Genomic DNA, 16,641 nt, shown 5'->3' on the forward strand with positions numbered 1-16,641 from the left:
GGCTGAGCCGGCAGGCGAAGCGTGAGTAATTCAGGGTGTGATCGGCGAGCGCCGCGCCTAGCGTTGCGAGCGCGCCACGGGCATTCGCGTGTCCGTACAGCCACAGGTGTCTGCGACGCCTGCAGCGAGTCTGCTCATTGGGGCCGGGTTCGCGGGGTGGGTGCAAGAACACATCCCTGCCCCGCAAGGGGCCCCGCCCCGGCGGGTCCACAGGAGGTCGCCCCCAATTGCGCGCATACGAGCTGATGGTCATCTGCGATGGTGACCTGGAGAACGCTGAAGCCCGCAAGGCCATGGATGAAGTCCAGGGCCGCATTTCAGAGATCGGCGAGGTGGCCTCGTTCGACTTCTGGGGTTTGCGCGACTTTGCGTACGAGATCAACCACAAGACACGCGGCTACTACTCGGTGATCGAGCTGCGGGCTGAGCCCGGAGCGATGGACCCCGTTGAGCGGTACCTGCGGATCGCGGACGACGTCGTCCGCCACAAGCTCATCCGGCTCCCCGACGATGAAGCGCAGCGGCGCGGATTGCTCGGCGAGGAGTCGACCAACAGCCAATAAGCGGAGGCGTCATGGCTGACAACACCATCACCGTGGTGGGCAATCTCACCCGCGATCCTGAACTTCGATTCACCCAGACCGGCCGCGCTCGGGCAGTGCTCGGCGTTGCCGTCAACCGGCGGTGGATGAACCGCCAGACGAACGACTGGGAGGAGCAAGTCAGCTTCTTCAACGTCGTGTGCTGGGCCGAACTGGCCGAGAACGTCAGCGAGTCGCTGGCCAAAGGCAACCGCGTGGTCGTCACTGGGCGGCTCGAGCAGCGCAGCTGGGAGACACCGGACGGCGACCAGCGCAGCGTTGTGGAGATCGTCGCCGACGAGATTGCGCCATCGCTGCGCTGGGCGACTGCCGAGATCACCCGGATCCCGAGAGGCCCGGCCGGCGACGGGGGCGGATCCCGCGAGCGCCGCGGCGGGGGCGGCTGGGAGACCGGCGACAGCGCACCACAGCAGTCACCTGAGGAGGAACCGTTCTAATGCCACCACGCAAGCGAACCGGGCGGGCCCGCGCGAAAGATCTGCGGAGCCGTCCGCGCCGGCGCAAGGTCAGCCCGCTCACTACGGCTGGGGTGTCCTACGTCGACTACAAGGACGTCGAGCTGCTCAGGTCGTTTGTCTCCGAGCGAGCCAAGATCCGGGCTCAGCGCGTCTCGGGGAACAACCGCCAGCAGCAGCGCGAGGTGGCCCGAGCAATCAAGACGGCCCGCGAGATGGCCTTGATCGAGTACGCGCGCCGGCCGATGACACAACGGCGTGGCGACAAGCGACGCGGCCCGCGACCCGGCGACGACCGCCGCCCGCCCGCTGATCGAGCCGGCGGGCCGCCGGGCGACGAGCAGGAACATCACGACGACGGGATCGACGAGCAGCTTGACGAGGTCATGGCCCAAGCGCCAGCGGTCCCCGCAGGGGAGCAGGCATGAAGGTCGTGCTGCGCAGCGATGTGGACGGTGTCGGCACCGCCGGATCGGTGATCGACGTCGCAGACGGGTTCGCCCGGAATCACCTGATCCCGCGCGGACTGGCCCTGCGAGCGACAGAGGGCACCGTCAGCCAGGCGTCGGCCATGTCCCGGGCGCGCGCTGCCCGTGATCTGCGCGAGCGCGAAACCGCCGAGCGCGTTGCCACGGAGCTGGTCGCGGGCGGTGTGACGATTGCGGCTCGGGCGGGCTCGGGCTCGCACCTGTACGGATCGGTCACGACCGCGGAGATCGCTGCGGCGATGACGGCCCGGACGGGCGCAGAGGTCGATCGGCGCAAGCTGACGATCGAGGCGCCGATCCGGACCATCGGTACGCACGAGGTCTCAGCACAGCTGCACCCCGAGGTGTCGTTCACCTTCAACGTCGAGGTTGTCGCGCTGAGCTAGCCGGACGCCGTGCCGGTGTCGCCACGGTGGCGTCACCGGTATTCGTGTCACACCCCTCTGGTGCGATGGCGCCATGGCCGTACCCCACCGTGGTGCTTGTGGAAAAACGGCGGCTTGTACACACGTGGCCAGCCCGATTTCCACTGGAAATCCCAGTGATGTTCCCAAGCGTTCCAGAGGCTCCGCGCGGCAGGATCGCGGGCGATGAGTCTCGCGGAGCTGCCGACCGACGTCGCGCGCCGAGTCGGCGGTCGGATCCCGCCGCAGAACATCGACGCCGAGGAATCGGTGCTCGGGGCGATGCTGCTCTCGAACGACGCCATCGGCGCCGCTGTCGAGCGTCTCGCCGTTGATCACTTCTATGTGCCCGCGAACGGCCTCGTGTTCGAGGCGATCGAGTCGCTCTACGTCTCCTCCGAACCTGTCGACTGCCTCACCGTCGCCGATCAGCTTGAGCGCAGCGGCAATCTCGCTGCGGCAGGCGGCGCCGAGCGCCTGCTGACGCTCGAAGCCGCCACGCCCACGCTGGCCCACGTCGACCGCTATGCGCGCATCGTGGAAGACACCGCGTTGCTGCGCCGCTTGATCGCTGTCTCGTCGGAGATCTCGGAGCTGGCGCACAGCCGTCCCGATGACACGGCGGCAGCCATCGACCAGGCGGAGTCGTTGGTGTTCAGCGTGGCCGAGCGCCGCATCGTCGACTCCACCCAGTCCTTGCACGACTTGCTGGACGAGAGCCTGGACCGGCTGGAGGAGCTGTACGAGCGGGGCGATGCATTCTCCGGCTTGGCGACCGGCTTCTCGTCGCTCGACCGAATCCTGGCGGGAATCCAGCCGTCGTCGCTGGTCGTCGTGGGGGCTCGGCCCGCGATGGGCAAGACGTCGCTGGCGCTGACGATGGCGTCCAGCGTGGCCTTGGACTTGCAGCAGCCGGTGCTGCTCTTCTCGCTGGAGATGAACCATGCCGAGCTGACGGGCCGGCTGCTGGCCTCCGATGCGCGGGTCGACGCCACGCGGGTGCGAACGGGCCAGCTGCGCGCGGACGAGTGGAACCACATCACACGCAGCGTGGGTCGCTTGGGCGACGCGCCGATGTGGATCGACGACAACCCGAACGTGACCGTCACCGAGATTCGCGCCAAGGCCCGGCGGTTGCGCAGCCGGCTGGGCGGCCTGGGACTGATCGTGGTCGACTACCTGCAGCTCATGAGCGGTCGCGCGAACGCAGAGAACCGCCAGGTGGAAATCGCGGAGATCTCACGAGGCCTCAAGATCCTGGCCCGCGAGCTGGAGACGCCGATCGTGGCGCTCTCCCAGTTGAGTCGGAACCTGGAGTCGCGCAGCGACAAGCGGCCCATGCTGTCGGACCTGCGTGAATCGGGCTCGATCGAGCAGGACGCAGACATCGTGATGTTCATCTATCGCGACGAGATCTACAACGAGGACACTGCCGATCGAGGCATGGCCGAGATCATCGTCGCGAAGCACCGCAATGGGCCCACCGGCACCGCGCGCTTGGCGTTCATGCCGCAGTACACGCTCTTCGCCGACATGGCGCACGAGTAAACGATGGTCGAGGTCCTCGTTGCAGGCTCCGCTGGGCTACTGGCCGCTGACGGCGGCGCGATGTTCCTCGGCGACGATCTCATCCCGTACCTCGTGCTGGCAGTGGGCGGCGCGCTGCTGGTGGGCAACCTCGCTGCCATGGTGCGTCCACGGCGTGCGGGCGACGGGGGAGCACCGGTGCGAGCGCCGGCGCGGCGTGCGGTGCCGCTCGCACTCGTGGGACTCGTCGCGGCGATCTGGGCGCTGGCGACGCTGCTGGCGGGGTGAGGGGAGCGGGTGAGGGGAATCGAACCCCCGTTATCAGCTTGGGAAGCTGAAGTTCTGCCATTGAACTACACCCGCGGAATGAGGCCGGAGCCTATTCAGATGGAAGGGAGCCGAGGTGATCCTGTCGGACCGAAGCATCCGTGAAGCACTCGAGAAGGGCCGCATCGTCATCGAACCCCTGGGCGATGCAGCCGTGCAGCCCTCGTCGGTGGATCTGCGGTTGGATGCCACCTTCCGGGTCTTCCGCAACCACACCCGCCGAGTCATCGACGTCATCGAGGACCAGACCGACCTGACCGAGGAGGTCGAGGTCGCTGCGGGCGACGCGTTCATCCTGCACCCGGGCGAGTTCGCGCTGGGCTCCACGCTCGAACGCGTGGCAGTTCCCGACGATCTTGTCGGGCGCATCGAGGGCAAGTCGTCGCTCGGGCGTCTCGGCCTGCTCATCCACACGACGGCGGGATTCGTGGATCCCGGCTGGGATGGTTACTTGACCCTCGAGCTGTCCAACGTGGCCAACCTGCCGATCACGCTGTACCCGAGCATGAAGATCTGCCAGATCAGCTTCATGGAGATGACCACGCCGGCTGAGCACCCCTACGGCGCCGAGCTGCTGGGCTCCAAGTACCGGGGCCAGCGAGGCCCCACGCCAAGCCGCTACCACGAGAACTTCCGCTCCCGGCGCATGCTGTGAAGCGCGCTGCGGCCATCGCTCGACCGCTCGGTCTGGTTGCGGCCGTCGTGCTGGCGGGCGCGTGCTCGAACGGCACCGATGCAGCGGCCGATGAGGACAGATCGGCCGGCCCGCTGGGCGAGGTGCGAGTGGCGGGTGATGAGGCCGTGCAGATTCGCTCGATCAGCGCGCTCGGCGGTTCGCCGGACACCGAATCGCCCGTGTATCTCGCGGTCCGCATGGCAGTGGATGACTACGGCCCACTGCACGGGCAGTTTGACGTGGAGGTGGGCGCCGGGCTCGACGGCGAATGCTCGGATGCGGGCGGTCGGCGGGCAGCCCGCACCGTGCTGCGAACCGAGTCGGTGATCGGCGTGATCGGGACACAGTGCTCAGTTGCCGCCATCGCGGCCGCGCCGCTATTGACCGAGGCGGGGCTGGTGATGATCTCGCCGTCGAACACTGCGCCAGGGCTGACCTCCGACTTGGCCGGCAACGCAGGCGAGCATCGCCAGGTCGGCTACTACCGCACGGCTCACAACGATCTGCACGTCGGCAGAGCCGTGGCAGATTTCTTGTTCCTCGAATTGGGCCTTCGCCGGGCGGCAGCAATCCACGACGGCGACCCGTACACCGAAGGGCTCGCGACAGCGTTCGCCGATGCATTCAGCGAGCGCGGCGGCACCGTCACGGCGTCGGCGAGCATTCATCGCCAGGCTGCCAGCCACGCCGCGACGTGGGACTCCGTGGTCGAGAGCGAACCCGAGGCGGTGCTCATCACGCTGTTCCCGGATGAGGCCAGCGAAGTCCTGCAGCATCGCCCTACTGATGCTCTCGGCACGATTTCAGCGACGGTGATCACCTCGGATTTCTTCGGCAACGAGTACTTGAGCGAGCAACGTTCGGCTGGCCTCTATCTCGCGGGCCGCGATGCCCGTCACGGTGACGACGTCAACGAGTCCACCGGCCAGGGTGTGGCCGACGTGCGGAGCCGCCTTGCCGCCGATATCGGCGAGGTGTCCGCCGGCTCGTACTGGCCTCAGGCGTACGATGCCACAACGCTGTTGCTCGACGCCATCGAGCGTGCGTCACACCTTGACGACGGGGTCCTCGTCATCGAGCGTGCGGCGCTGCGAGATCACCTCTCGGCGACCGACGGCTACGACGCCCTCACCGGAATGCTCGCCTGCGATGCATTCGGCGACTGCGGCGCTGCTCGCATCGCGGTCTACCAGCATCTCGATCCAGCCGATCCCGCCTCCGCGGCCGGCAACGTGGTCTTCGAATACAGCCGCTGAGCGATCTGCAGTCTGGACCGGCTCAGATGCCGTCGGTCAGTCGTCGGCAGCTTCGAGGGCGTCGATGAGGTGGATGGAGATGTCGGCGACCTTGACTTCGTCGTCCTCCACGCCGTGACCCTTCACGCCGTCGTCGATCATGATGAAGCAGAACGGGCACGCCGTGGCGATGCGGTCAGCGCCGGTGTCGAGCAGCTCCCGCGAGCGCTCGTCGTTGACCTTGGTGCCGATGGTCTCCTCCATCCACATGCGTGCGCCGCCGGCCCCGCAGCACATGCCCTTCGTGCCGTTCCGGGGGGCCTCCACGATCTCCACGCCGCCGAGACTGCCAATGACATTGCGCGGTGCCAGGTAGACGTCGTTGTGGCGGCCCAAGTAGCACGAGTCGTGGTAGACGACCCGCTCGTCCAGCCGCGCTTCTGACAGATCCAGCCGTCCGTCGGCCACGAGCTGCTCGAGGAACTGGGCGTGGTGGATGACTTCCCAATTCCCGCCGTACTGCGGGTACTCATTGCGCAGCGTGTTGAAGCAATGCGGGCACTGGGTGATGATCTTGCGAACGCCCATGCCGTTGAGCGCCGCGATGTTCTCCGCAGCGAGCATCTGGAACAGGTACTCGTTGCCCGAGCGCCGCGCGCTGTCGCCGGTGCAGTTCTCGCCCGGCCCCAGGATGGCGAAGTCGACCCCGGCACGCCGCAGCAGCTTCGCCGTGGCCACCGAGACCCGGCGGTTCTTGTCGTCGAACGATCCGGCGCAGCCCACCCAGTACAGATACTCGTGGTCGAAGGGATCATCCGTGTCGACCACCTCGACATCGAGACCGTCAGCCCAGTCGGCCCGCTCGCCGTTGTTGAGGTTCCACGGGTTGGCGTTGTTCTCCATGCCGCGGAAGGCGCCGCCCAGCTCGGCGGGAAACTCGCTCTCCATCAGCGTCAGGTAGCGGCGCATGTCGAGGATCTTGTCCAGGATCTCGATGTTCACCGGGCAGTTCTCGTCGCACGCCTTGCAGGTCGTGCATGCCCAGAGCTCTTCATGGGTGATCCGCTCGAAGACCGAGTCCGCCGCCACAGTGATCTCGGCATCGGTGCCGATCGGCGGCGTCACCCCGCCGTGCTCCCCGGTTGCCGCCATGATCTCGCCGGTCTTCAGCACGATCTCGCGGGGATCGAGCGGCTTGCCCGTGGCGTGGGCGGGGCACACCGCGGTGCAGCGGCCGCACATCGTGCAGGCGTCGGTGTCGAGCAGCTGCTTCCAGGTGAACTCGTTCACCATCGACACGCCGATGGTCTCGATGTCCTCGGCCTCCATCAGGTCGGGCACCATGCGCATAGCGCCCTTGGGCCGCTCGCGGTCGCGCAGATACATGTTGAGCGGCGAGGTGAACATGTGCCGCAGCATGGTGATGGGCAGCATCACCAGGAACGCCATGAAGCAACCCACGTGGGCGATCCACCACGCCTGGTGCCAGCCGCGGATATTGGCAAGACCGTCGAACGCAGCCGACAGCGGGTAGCCGATGAACGACCACTGCTCGTATGCGGGCCGGCCGTCGATGACAATGCGCATGGCCTCGGCCACGAACCCGGTGGCGCCGAGCGCGGCGAGCACGATCAGGATCACCATGTGCTCGGGCCGCGACTTGATCCGGATGCGGTACGGGCGCGCGGCGTACCGGCGCACGATCGCCCACACCGCTCCGATCAGGAAGATCGCTCCCGCCAGATCGCCGACGAAGCTGAAGCCCTGGTAGGTGGGGCCGACGAGGAACTTCGCAGCCGTCGGCAGCTGGTGGTTGATCTCGAGCGTGGTGGTGACCGCCAGCAGCACCAGGAAGCCGTAGTAGAGCAGCGCATGCATCACGCCTGCGGCCGGGTCGCGCAGCAGCGTCTGCATGAGCACGCCGCCGCGGTAGTCACCCAGCCGCCGCCGGGCGTTGGAGGCCGTGGTGGAGCGCCGGTCGGGTGCGCCGCGCTGCCAGTTGCGCGTGCGCTGCGCGAAGTTCCATGCCCCGTAGACGATCAGCACGCACGTCAAGGCGTAGAACGCGAACTTGACTCCGCCCGGCACATTGCCGAACACCTCGCGATGCGCGGCGTCAGTGTCTTCGTGGAATCCGAAGGCGGCTGCCGCAATGCCAGACGCAGCGGTAATCAGCGCGAATGCGACGCCGATGCCCAGTACGAGCTGGTGCGGTCGCAGAGGCGGCTTGCTCACGCTGGCGAAGTTAGCTGACGTGCTTGCGACGGCCGGGAGCCTCGAACGCCAGCGGCGCCCGCGGGCTCACCATGCCGTCAGGTGGCGACGTGTGATTCAGCCGTAGAGCTTGCGATTTGCCTTGCGCAGGCGACCGGCCAGCTCCGACAGCAGCTTGTGAGCCACCGACGGGGTGCTGTCGATGATGCCTTTCAGCTCCCGCCTCGACAGCATGATCGTCTCCATGTCGGTGGCAGCCACCACCGACGCGGTGCGCGGGCCGTCGTCGAAGAGCGCCATCTCGCCGATGGACTCACCCGGGCCGATCTCGGCGACCTTGCGCCCGTTGCGCCGAACGACCGCCGTGCCGTGCACGATCACGAAGGCATAGCCGGCCATCGAGCCGCCGCTGCCCTCCTCCACGATGTTGTCGCCGGCCGTGAAATCGACCTGCTCAGCCTTGCGTGCGATGTGTTGGAGTTCCTTCTTGCTGCAGTCGGAGAACAGATCAACTTCACGAAGACTCTCCGCACGATTCGCTACCGACATATCCCGCTCCTTGCCGCCGTGGCCTTTTGCGCCGGGGCTGGCTGGCCCACAAGCGCCGGACCGTAGCATGCGCCCGGCCCCCAAGACGCGCCAGAGACTAGCGCCCGCCGCCCATTCATCGGGCAGGTTGCGTGCAATCGACCCTACGGCGTGCGACGCTAAGGAGGCTGAGTCGGGAGGGCGCAATGGTTGAGGCGTCGGTTGCAATGGTGACAGCGGTCATCAAGCCACACCGGCTCGAGATGGTGCTGGAGGCGCTGCGGGACCTTGACATCACCGGGCTGACCGCGTCGGAGGTCCGGGGGTTCGGCCGTCAGGGCGGCCATACCGAGACCTACCGGGGCACCGAGTACCACGTGGACTTCATTCCGAAAGTCCGCATCGAGGTGCTGGTCGCGACCGAGTTGGCTGAGCGGGTGGTGGATGCCATTGTCGAATCCACCCGCACCGAGCGCATCGGCGACGGCAAGGTGTGGGTCACCTCCGTCAACAGCGTTGTGCGCATCCGCACCGGCGAGCGCGGCATCGACGCCCTGTAATGCTGCCCGCGGCGAGGGCGGCAGTGCCCTCTGCTCCCGCGATCCGGCAGGCGAGAGATGCGAACCTCACCGCATTTCTCGTCGACGTCATCGACGTATTGCGTTGCATCCAGCAGGGAACCGGTCGCAACGTCGCAGAGTTCACTGCCGCCCTCGCCGCTATTCGTCTGGTGTTCGCTGGGCGCTGCTCAGCGGAGGTAGCGGTCCTCTACTGATTGAGCGGTCGCGACCTCGAGGTCGGCGTCGAGCTCGTACACCAGGGGCACGCCGGTGGGGATGTTGAGATCGGCGATCTCGGAGTCGCCGATGCCGTCGAGGTGCTTCACCAGCGCCCGCAGGCTGTTCCCGTGGGCTGCCACCAGGACGGTGCGTCCCGACTGAAGATCGGGCGCTATGCCGTCATGCCAGTAGGGCAGCAGCCTGGTCACGACGTCGGCCAGACACTCGGTGCGCGGCACGCCTTCTCCCAGCTCGGCGTAACGCGGATCGCCGCCGACGCCGAATTCATGGTCGTCGGGCATCGGCGGCGGAGGCACGTCGTAGCTGCGGCGCCAGAGGTGAACCTGGTCGGCGCCGTGCCGTTCAGCCATCTCGGCCTTGTTCAGACCCGTGAGCGCTCCGTAGTGCCGCTCGTTCAGACGCCAGTGGCGTCGCACCGGCAGCCATCCGCGGCCCATCACGTCGAGCGCCGCGTTGGCAGTCTGTATGGCGCGCCGGAGGAGCGACGTGTGCACGACGTCGGGTTCGATGGCGGCCGCCAGGAGTGCCTCGCCGGCGGCATGAGCTTCGGCGTGCCCTTCATCAGTCAGCCCGACATCCCACCAGCCGGTGAAGCGGTTCTCGAGATTCCAAGCGCTCTGGCCGTGACGCAGGAGCACGAGCGTGTGCGTCTCGCGGGCCGATGCCATAGGCGTGCAAGGTAGCCCGCGGGCGCCCCGCCGCTACGACACCATTTTGGCACCGTTGCCGGTAGCATCACTTAGAGAAGTTGCTAGTAAGACACTCAATTTATATGCTTGTCTGTACTACCAATCCACGTTCCTGGCCAGTCTCGGTCGGGATGCCTCACGATGAAAGGCACCATGATGCCCAAGGCTGTCGGAATTGACCTCGGAACCACGAACTCGGTGGTGGCTGCGATGGAGGGCGGCGAGCCCGCCGTCATTGCCAACGCTGAAGGCGACCGCACAACCCCGTCGGTAGTGGCCTTCGCCCGCAACGGCGAGGTGTTGACCGGCGAGGTCGCCAAGCGGCAGGCGGTCACCAATCCCGACCGGACCATTGCCTCGGTCAAGCGGCACATGGGCACTACCTGGGGCAAGTCCATCGACGACAAGAACTACACGCCGCAGGAGATCTCGGCTCGAGTGCTGCAGAAGCTGAAGCTCGACGCCGAGCAGTACCTCGGTGACACGGTGACGGAAGCGGTCATCACCGTGCCCGCGTACTTCGACGACGCGCAGCGAACCGCCACGACGGAGGCCGGCAAGATCGCCGGCCTCGAGGTGCTGCGCATCATCAACGAGCCCACTGCCGCTGCGCTGGCGTACGGCCTCGACAAGGAAACCGAAGACCAGACGATCCTGGTGTTCGACCTCGGCGGCGGCACCTTCGACGTGTCAGTGCTCGAGATCGGCGACGGCGTTTTCGAGGTGAAGTCCACCGCCGGCGACACCCACCTCGGCGGCGACGACTGGGACGCAGCTGTGGTCGCGTGGCTGGCGGCGTCATTCAAGGGCGACCACGGGGTCGACCTGAGCACCGATGCGATGGCCTGCCAGCGGTTGCGGGAGGCGGCCGAGCAGGCCAAGAAGGACCTGTCGTCCAAGCAGACCACCCAGATCAACCTGCCGTTCATCACGGCAACCGACAGCGGCCCCCTCCACCTCGACTACGAGCTGAGCCGGTCCAAGTTCGAGGAGCTGACGTTCGACTTGCTGAAGCGCTGCCGGGCCCCCTTCGAGCAGGCCATCAACGACGCGGGATTGGCAAAGGCCGACATCGATCACGTGATCCTGGTGGGCGGTTCCACGCGCATGCCCGCCGTGCAGAAGCTGGTGACCGAGCTCACGGGCCGTGAGCCTCACAAGGGTGTGAATCCCGACGAGGTGGTCTCGGTAGGTGCCGCCATCCAGGCCGGCGTGCTCAAGGGCGACGTCACCGACGTGTTGCTGCTGGACGTCACACCGCTCAGCTTGGGCATCGAGACCAAGGGCGGCGTGATGACGCGCCTCATCGATCGCAACACCACGATCCCGACGCGCCGGTCGGAGATGTTCACCACTGCTGAGGACGGTCAGCCGTCCGTGGAGATCCACGTGCTGCAGGGCGAGCGGGAGATGGCGGCCGGCAACAAGACGCTGGGCAAGTTCCAGCTCGTCGGCCTGCCGCCGGCGCCGCGGGGCGTCCCGCAAATCGAGGTGGCGTTCGACATCGATGCGAACGGCATCGTCCACGTGTCCGCGAAGGACAGCGCGACCGGCAAGGAGCAGTCGATCACCATCACCGGGCAGTCGGCGATGTCTCCCGAAGAGATCGAGCGGATGGTGTCCGATGCCGAGGCACATGCCGCGGAGGACGCTCGCCGGCGGGAAGAGGCCGAGATCCGCAACAACGCGGACACGCTCGTGTACCAGACTCGCAAGCTGCTCGACGAGCAAGGCGACAGCGTTTCCGCTGACGACCGGGAGCCCGTGGAGTCCGCGGTGGCTGCCGCGAGCGAGGCGCTCGAGAGTGACGATCTCGACGCCATCCGATCGGCCACCGAGACGCTCGCCGCCGCCAGCAGCGCGTTCAGCCAGAAGCTGTACGAGTCTGCGGCCGCGAACACCTCGACTGATGCCGAGGGCGCCGGTTCTGACGACGATGTCGTCGACGCAGAGATCGTGGACGAGGAGAAGTGAGCGAAACCGAGACCGAGCTCGATGCGGCGGCTGTGGAAGCAGTCGGCGAGAGTCCGCCAGCCCCGGACGACCCGGCTCTGGACGATCTGGCGGAGCGCGCGGAGCTGGTGTCACAGCTCGATGCCGTGACGGCCGAGCGCGACGACTATCTGGACCAGCTCCAGCGCCAACGGGCGGAGTTCCAGAACTACCGGAAGCGAGTCGAAGCCGAGCGGCGCCAGCAGGTCTCTGCCGGCGTCAGCCGCTTGGTCGAGTCGCTGCTGCCGGTGCTCGACGGGTGCGACGCCGCCACTGCTCAGGGGCACAGCGAAGTGTCCGCCGTGGGCCAGTCGCTCATGGTCGCCCTGGGCAAGGCGGGGCTCGAACGAATCGACTCCGTCGGGGAGCCGTTCGACCCCACCCAGCACGAGGCGGTGACGATCGAGGAAGCACCCGATGACGGCCGCCAGGTCGTGACCGCGGAGTTGCGCAGCGGATTCCGTTTCGACGGCCGTGTGCTGCGTGCTGCCATGGTCCAGGTGAGCGCGGGGTAGGGGGCCACGATGGACCCGCGACGCGAGTGGTTCGAAACCGACTACTACGCGGCATTGGGGATCTCGTCCGATGCGTCGGACAAGGACATCACCAAGGCGTACCGGAAGCTCGCGCGCAAGCACCATCCGGATTCGAGCGCCGGCGATGAGGAACGTTTCAAGCAGATCTCTGCGGCGTACGACGTCATCGGCGACTCCGACAAGCGCGCGGCGTATGACGAGGCGCGCCGCCTTGGGCCCGCTGGCCTCGGCCCGCAGATGGGCGGATTCGCATCGGGGCCGGGCGGCTTCAGCATCCGCATCGAGGATCTGGGCGATCTGGGCGGCATCTTCGGCAACCTCTTCGGTGACGGCCGGGGGCGGGCTGGCCGCGGCGGGTCCATGCCGATGCGCGGCCATGATCTCGAAACCCGCCTCGGCATCTCATTTCGCGATGCGGTCTCCGGAGCGGTCACGGAGGTGGCTGTGCCCGACGCATCGACGGGCGGGATGCGGCATGTCAAGGTGCGCATTCCCGCCGGAGTCGACGACGGCGGGCGGATCAGGCTTGCGGGCAAGGGCTCGGCGGGCTCGGGCGGAGGGCCCAATGGCGATCTGTTCGTGCTGGTCGACGTGGCACCGGACGCCGATTTCGGCCGTGACGGCCGCAACCTCACCGTCAGCGTGCCGATCACCTTTCCCGAGGCCGTCTTCGGGGCCGATGTCAAGGTGCTGGACTTCGACGGGAATGCGGTGACGCTGCGCATCCCGCCGGGCACCCCGGCGGGCAAGACCTTCCGGGTGCGTGGCCGCGGCGTCACCACCCGCCGCGGCACCGGCGATCTGCTGGTGAGCGTCGACATCGTGGTGCCGACGAAGCTGTCGTCGGCGGAGCAGGCAGCGATCGAGGCGTTGCGCGACGTCACCGACTTCGAGGGACGGTCAGGCCGCCGCCAGCGTGAGGCCGATCCGGAACCGGCGACATTCGCCGACACCGCAGGAGCACAGCGATAGCAATCAGGGGACGAACCGAGGAACACCGTCATGAGCGAACAACCAAGGCGAACGCCATCTGCGTCCGAGCGCAACCGGGCGCTCTATGTCATCTCGGTGGCGGCCGAGCTCGCTGGTGTGCATGCTCAAACGCTGCGGATCTATGAGCGCAAGGGCTTGCTGGCCCCCGCACGCACCTCCGGCGGCAGCCGCCGCTACAGCGACCGCGACATTGCCATGCTCAACCGCATCAGCCAGCTCACCAGCGAGGGCCTCAACCTGGCAGGCGTCAAGCGGGTGATGGAGCTGGAGGAACGCGTGGCGGCGCTCGAGCGCAAGCTGGCCGACGTGCAAGCCGATGCAGCCAACCTGGTGGCCGAGACGCACCGGCAGTACCGGCGTGACCTGGTGCCGCTGCCGCAGACCGATCTCATCCGGCGGCCCAGAGGCTGAGCCGCCCGGTTACCTAGTGTCGAATCAATAAATCTAAGTCATTTATTGTCAAGTTTTCTGCTAAACTTGACATCATGAACAACGACGCAGATGCCCGCAGCCGTCCGCTGCCGTCCAGTCCGCTGACGCACAAGTGCCAGGAGGCGCTGGCATCGGCGGCAGCCGCCGCGCAGAGCCAGGGTCATCCCGAGATCACCCGGGCGCACCTGCTGGCGGCGCTTGTATCTCAGCCAGAGGGCTTGGTGCTCCCCGTGCTCACACGCGCCGGCATCGAGCCGGCTGCCGTGCGTACGCGCGCGCTGGAGGCCCTCGGGCGGCTGCCGCGCAGCTTCAGCACGCAAACTCAGCCACAGCCCGGGCTCGCTCGTGAACTGGCCGACGCGCTGCAGGCGGCCGACGCGGAGCGCTTCCAGATGGGCGACGACTACCTGTCCACCGAGCACCTGTTGCTGGCGCTCGCTGACGACCTCGACGCCGACCGCGACGCGCTGGCGGCTCTGGTCGGCGAGCTGCGCGGCAGCACACGGGTCACGTCGCCGACTCCGGAGAATTCCTATGACGCACTCGAGCGATTCGGTCGCGATCTCACGGCTGAGGCTCGCGATGACAAGCTCGATCCCGTCATCGGCCGCGATGACGAGATCCGCCGGATCATTCAGGTGCTGTCGAGACGCACCAAGAACAATCCTGTCCTGATCGGCGAGCCAGGCGTGGGGAAGACGGCGATCGTCGAGGGTCTGGCCCGCCGCATCGCCGAGGGCGATGTTCCCGACGGCCTGCGGGACAAGCGTGTCGTTGCGCTGGATCTGGCTGCAATGGTGGCAGGAGCCAAGTACCGCGGCGAGTTCGAGGAGCGGCTCGAAGCGGTACTGGGCGAGATCGTCGAGTCCGACGGCGAGATCATCACCTTCCTGGACGAGGTGCACACGCTGGTCGGCGCCGGCGCGGGCGGCGACAGCTCGCTCGACGCAGCCAACATGCTCAAGCCGCTGCTGGCTCGGGGCCAGCTTCGACTGGTGGGCGCGACGACGCTCGACGAGTACCGCCGGCACGTCGAAGACGACGCGGCACTGGAACGGCGTTTCGCGCCCGTCTATGTGGGCGAGCCATCGGTCACCGATGCGGTGGCCATCCTGCGCGGCCTGAAGGAGCGCTACGAGGTCCACCACGGCGTGCGCATCACCGACGCAGCGCTGGTTGCCGCGGTCACCCTGTCGGATAGATACCTGCGGGAGCGTTTCCTGCCGGACAAGGCCATCGACCTGATGGACGAGGCTGCCAGCCGCCTGCGGATCGAGATCGACTCGGTGCCGCTCGAGATCGATGTGTGCGAACGGCGCATCCGCCAGCTCGAGATTGAGGAGCTGGCGCTGAGCGGCGAAGGAGCGTCGAATGGATCACCGAATGGGTCCAGCAGCAGTTCCTCCGGAAGCCAGCGGCACGAACACCAGCGACGCGACGCAATAGCGGAGGAGTTGGCGTCTGAGCGCGAGCGTGTTGCCGGGCTCAAGGCGCACTGGCAGGCGGAGAAAGCGGCGATCGATCAGATCCGGGCGCTGAAGTCCGAAGCTGAGACGCTGGCCGCCGCAGTCGAACGGGAGACGGATCTTGAGCGAGCTGCGGAGATCCGCTTCGGTCAATTGCCCGAGGCGCACCGGCGGCTCGATGAAGCAGCCGCCGAGCTGACACGGCTGCAAGCAGGCAAGCGGATCCTGCGAGAAGAGGTGGACGCGAATGACATCGCCGAGGTGGTGTCGCGCTGGACGGGCATCGCCACGAGCCGGCTGCTCGAAGGAGAGGTGCACAAGCTGGTGCACCTAGAGGAGACACTGGCGGTACGGGTCGTCGGTCAGCAACATGCCGTTGCCGCTGTCGCCAATGCCATCCGGCGCAGCCGCGCCGGGCTGAGCGAGCCGGATCGGCCCATCGGGAGCTTCCTGTTCCTGGGTCCGACCGGTGTTGGCAAGACCGAGCTGGCGCGTGCGTTGGCCGAAGCGCTGTTCGACGACGAGCGAGCCATGGTTCGCATCGACATGTCGGAATATCTGGAACGGCACTCGGTCAGCCGGCTCATCGGCGCACCTCCCGGGTATATCGGCCACGACGACGGCGGTCAGCTGACCGAGGCGGTCCGGCGCCGGCCGTACTCGGTCGTCCTGCTCGACGAGATCGAGAAGGCACACACCGACGTGTTCAGCGTGCTGCTGCAGGTGCTCGACGACGGCAGGCTGACCGACGGCCAGGGACGCACTGTGGACTTCTCCAACGTCGTGCTCATCATGACGTCGAACCTGGCGGTGGACCCAGCGGAGTTCTTCGCACCGGAATTCATCAACCGAGTCGACGAGATCCTGCGGTTCGACGCCCTCAGCCGCAGCGACGTGGCAGCGATTGCCGAACGGCAGCTGGAGATCTTGCGCACCCGCCTGATCGATCGCGAGATCACGCTGGACGTGACCGCAGCCGCCGCCGAGCTGCTCGCCAACCGTGGATATGACCCCGCGTACGGCGCTCGGCCGCTTCGTCGGCTGATCCAGCGCGAGCTGACCGACCCGCTGGCCTCCGGTCTGCTCGACGGCACCTTCGCCGACGGCGACACCGTGGCGGTGGACAGCGTCGACGGTTCGTTCCGCCTCAGCACGACGTCGGCACCAGCACGCATCGCACCCGAGGCATCCGACGATCTCGGACCGCTCTCAAGAGCCTCTTGAACAGCGTTCTAGCTGGCCGAATCGGCCGGAAATCCGGCGGTCCCGGAGGGGTC

17 protein-coding genes and 1 tRNA gene are annotated in these 16,641 nt (G+C 67.1%); 14 read left to right on the plus strand and 4 right to left on the minus strand.

All coding sequences use genetic code 11. From position 1 onward, the window contains the following. The first annotated feature begins 227 nt into the window (after positions 1–227). The 6 genes from rpsF (at position 228) to ACOGI5_RS05110 (ending at position 3,764) form a co-directional block, all read left to right on the plus strand. On the plus strand, positions 228–563 hold the full coding sequence (gene rpsF / locus ACOGI5_RS05085) for a 30S ribosomal protein S6 (protein ID WP_419863373.1): 336 nt from the start codon (positions 228–230) through the stop codon (positions 561–563). 11 nt (positions 564–574) lie between these two features. After that, positions 575–1,039, plus strand: a complete 465-nt coding sequence (gene ssb / locus ACOGI5_RS05090) for a single-stranded DNA-binding protein (protein ID WP_419863374.1) — start codon at positions 575–577, stop codon at positions 1,037–1,039. After that, the gene (gene rpsR, locus ACOGI5_RS05095) at positions 1,039–1,485 is read left to right on the plus strand and encodes a 30S ribosomal protein S18 (RefSeq protein ID WP_419863375.1); all 447 of its coding nucleotides are present in this window, start codon (positions 1,039–1,041) and stop codon (positions 1,483–1,485) included. The genes ssb and rpsR overlap by 1 nt, the downstream gene beginning before the upstream one ends. Beyond that, complete coding sequence (rplI, locus tag ACOGI5_RS05100) at positions 1,482–1,931, plus strand: 50S ribosomal protein L9 (RefSeq protein WP_419863376.1); 450 nt, start codon at positions 1,482–1,484, stop codon at positions 1,929–1,931. Before rpsR ends, rplI begins: the two co-directional genes overlap by 4 nt. Before the next feature lie 204 nt (positions 1,932–2,135). After that, a complete protein-coding gene (gene dnaB / locus ACOGI5_RS05105; protein ID WP_419863377.1) occupies positions 2,136–3,497 on the plus strand; it encodes a replicative DNA helicase in 1,362 nt (453 codons plus the stop codon). Between the two features lie 3 nt (positions 3,498–3,500). After that, the gene (locus ACOGI5_RS05110) at positions 3,501–3,764 is read left to right on the plus strand and encodes a hypothetical protein (protein WP_419863378.1); all 264 of its coding nucleotides are present in this window, start codon (positions 3,501–3,503) and stop codon (positions 3,762–3,764) included. Between the two features lie 4 nt (positions 3,765–3,768). Here ACOGI5_RS05110 and ACOGI5_RS05115 read toward each other — a convergent pair. Next, positions 3,769–3,839 (minus strand) — tRNA-Gly (locus tag ACOGI5_RS05115). A gap of 40 nt (positions 3,840–3,879) precedes the next feature. Between ACOGI5_RS05115 and dcd the strand changes: the two genes are divergently transcribed. Together dcd and ACOGI5_RS05125 are read left to right on the plus strand one after the other, a co-directional pair. Then, positions 3,880–4,458 (plus strand): dCTP deaminase, encoded by a 579-nt coding sequence (dcd, locus tag ACOGI5_RS05120; RefSeq protein ID WP_419863379.1) that lies wholly within the window; start codon positions 3,880–3,882, stop codon positions 4,456–4,458. After that, positions 4,455–5,735, plus strand: a complete 1,281-nt coding sequence (locus ACOGI5_RS05125) for a branched-chain amino acid ABC transporter substrate-binding protein (RefSeq protein ID WP_419863380.1) — start codon at positions 4,455–4,457, stop codon at positions 5,733–5,735. Before dcd ends, ACOGI5_RS05125 begins: the two co-directional genes overlap by 4 nt. A gap of 36 nt (positions 5,736–5,771) precedes the next feature. On the opposite strand, the gene ACOGI5_RS05130 is transcribed toward ACOGI5_RS05125, so the two are convergent. Next, positions 5,772–7,949 (minus strand): heterodisulfide reductase-related iron-sulfur binding cluster, encoded by a 2,178-nt coding sequence (locus ACOGI5_RS05130; protein ID WP_419863381.1) that lies wholly within the window; start codon positions 7,947–7,949, stop codon positions 5,772–5,774. Positions 7,950–8,045: 96 nt separating this feature from the next. Then, positions 8,046–8,477 carry a Crp/Fnr family transcriptional regulator gene (locus tag ACOGI5_RS05135; RefSeq protein WP_419863382.1) on the minus strand — a complete coding sequence of 144 codons (432 nt, stop codon included), beginning with the start codon at positions 8,475–8,477 and terminating at the stop codon, positions 8,046–8,048. Positions 8,478–8,662: 185 nt separating this feature from the next. Between ACOGI5_RS05135 and ACOGI5_RS05140 the strand changes: the two genes are divergently transcribed. Continuing rightward, positions 8,663–9,016, plus strand: coding sequence for a P-II family nitrogen regulator (locus tag ACOGI5_RS05140; RefSeq protein WP_419551321.1), 354 nt, complete (start codon positions 8,663–8,665; stop codon positions 9,014–9,016). Between the two features lie 188 nt (positions 9,017–9,204). On the opposite strand, the gene gpmA is transcribed toward ACOGI5_RS05140, so the two are convergent. Next, positions 9,205–9,924, minus strand: coding sequence for a 2,3-diphosphoglycerate-dependent phosphoglycerate mutase (gpmA, locus tag ACOGI5_RS05145; RefSeq protein WP_419863383.1), 720 nt, complete (start codon positions 9,922–9,924; stop codon positions 9,205–9,207). 177 nt (positions 9,925–10,101) lie between these two features. Between gpmA and dnaK the strand changes: the two genes are divergently transcribed. The 5 genes from dnaK to ACOGI5_RS05170 all read left to right on the plus strand — a co-directional run bounded on the left by dnaK (position 10,102) and on the right by ACOGI5_RS05170 (position 16,588). Further along, a complete protein-coding gene (gene dnaK, locus ACOGI5_RS05150) occupies positions 10,102–11,919 on the plus strand; it encodes a molecular chaperone DnaK (protein ID WP_419865435.1) in 1,818 nt (605 codons plus the stop codon). Next, positions 11,916–12,452: a nucleotide exchange factor GrpE gene (locus ACOGI5_RS05155; RefSeq protein ID WP_419863384.1), complete on the plus strand. Its 537-nt coding sequence runs from the start codon at positions 11,916–11,918 to the stop codon at positions 12,450–12,452. Before dnaK ends, ACOGI5_RS05155 begins: the two co-directional genes overlap by 4 nt. Before the next feature lie 9 nt (positions 12,453–12,461). Further along, positions 12,462–13,445: a DnaJ C-terminal domain-containing protein gene (locus tag ACOGI5_RS05160; protein ID WP_419863385.1), complete on the plus strand. Its 984-nt coding sequence runs from the start codon at positions 12,462–12,464 to the stop codon at positions 13,443–13,445. A gap of 30 nt (positions 13,446–13,475) precedes the next feature. Next, on the plus strand, positions 13,476–13,877 hold the full coding sequence (locus tag ACOGI5_RS05165; RefSeq protein WP_419863386.1) for a heat shock protein transcriptional repressor HspR: 402 nt from the start codon (positions 13,476–13,478) through the stop codon (positions 13,875–13,877). Between the two features lie 107 nt (positions 13,878–13,984). Continuing rightward, positions 13,985–16,588, plus strand: coding sequence for an ATP-dependent Clp protease ATP-binding subunit (locus ACOGI5_RS05170; protein ID WP_419865436.1), 2,604 nt, complete (start codon positions 13,985–13,987; stop codon positions 16,586–16,588). The last annotated feature ends 53 nt before the right edge of the window (positions 16,589–16,641 follow it).

Source organism: Candidatus Poriferisodalis sp., from assembly GCF_965208925.1.
Classification (GTDB): domain Bacteria; phylum Actinomycetota; class Acidimicrobiia; order Acidimicrobiales; family Poriferisodalaceae; genus Poriferisodalis.

Coding starts and splice junctions, on each gene's coding strand:
- ssb (WP_419863374.1), top strand. CDS start 575: ATGGCTGACAACACCATCACCGTGGTGGGCAATCTCACCCGCGATCCT.
- ACOGI5_RS05135 (WP_419863382.1), bottom strand. CDS start 8,477: ATGTCGGTAGCGAATCGTGCGGAGAGTCTTCGTGAAGTTGATCTGTTC.
- ACOGI5_RS05160 (WP_419863385.1), top strand. CDS start 12,462: ATGGACCCGCGACGCGAGTGGTTCGAAACCGACTACTACGCGGCATTG.
- gpmA (WP_419863383.1), bottom strand. CDS start 9,924: ATGGCATCGGCCCGCGAGACGCACACGCTCGTGCTCCTGCGTCACGGC.
- dnaB (WP_419863377.1), top strand. CDS start 2,136: ATGAGTCTCGCGGAGCTGCCGACCGACGTCGCGCGCCGAGTCGGCGGT.
- rplI (WP_419863376.1), top strand. CDS start 1,482: ATGAAGGTCGTGCTGCGCAGCGATGTGGACGGTGTCGGCACCGCCGGA.
- ACOGI5_RS05165 (WP_419863386.1), top strand. CDS start 13,476: ATGAGCGAACAACCAAGGCGAACGCCATCTGCGTCCGAGCGCAACCGG.
- dnaK (WP_419865435.1), top strand. CDS start 10,102: ATGCCCAAGGCTGTCGGAATTGACCTCGGAACCACGAACTCGGTGGTG.
- ACOGI5_RS05110 (WP_419863378.1), top strand. CDS start 3,501: ATGGTCGAGGTCCTCGTTGCAGGCTCCGCTGGGCTACTGGCCGCTGAC.
- rpsR (WP_419863375.1), top strand. CDS start 1,039: ATGCCACCACGCAAGCGAACCGGGCGGGCCCGCGCGAAAGATCTGCGG.
- ACOGI5_RS05140 (WP_419551321.1), top strand. CDS start 8,663: ATGGTTGAGGCGTCGGTTGCAATGGTGACAGCGGTCATCAAGCCACAC.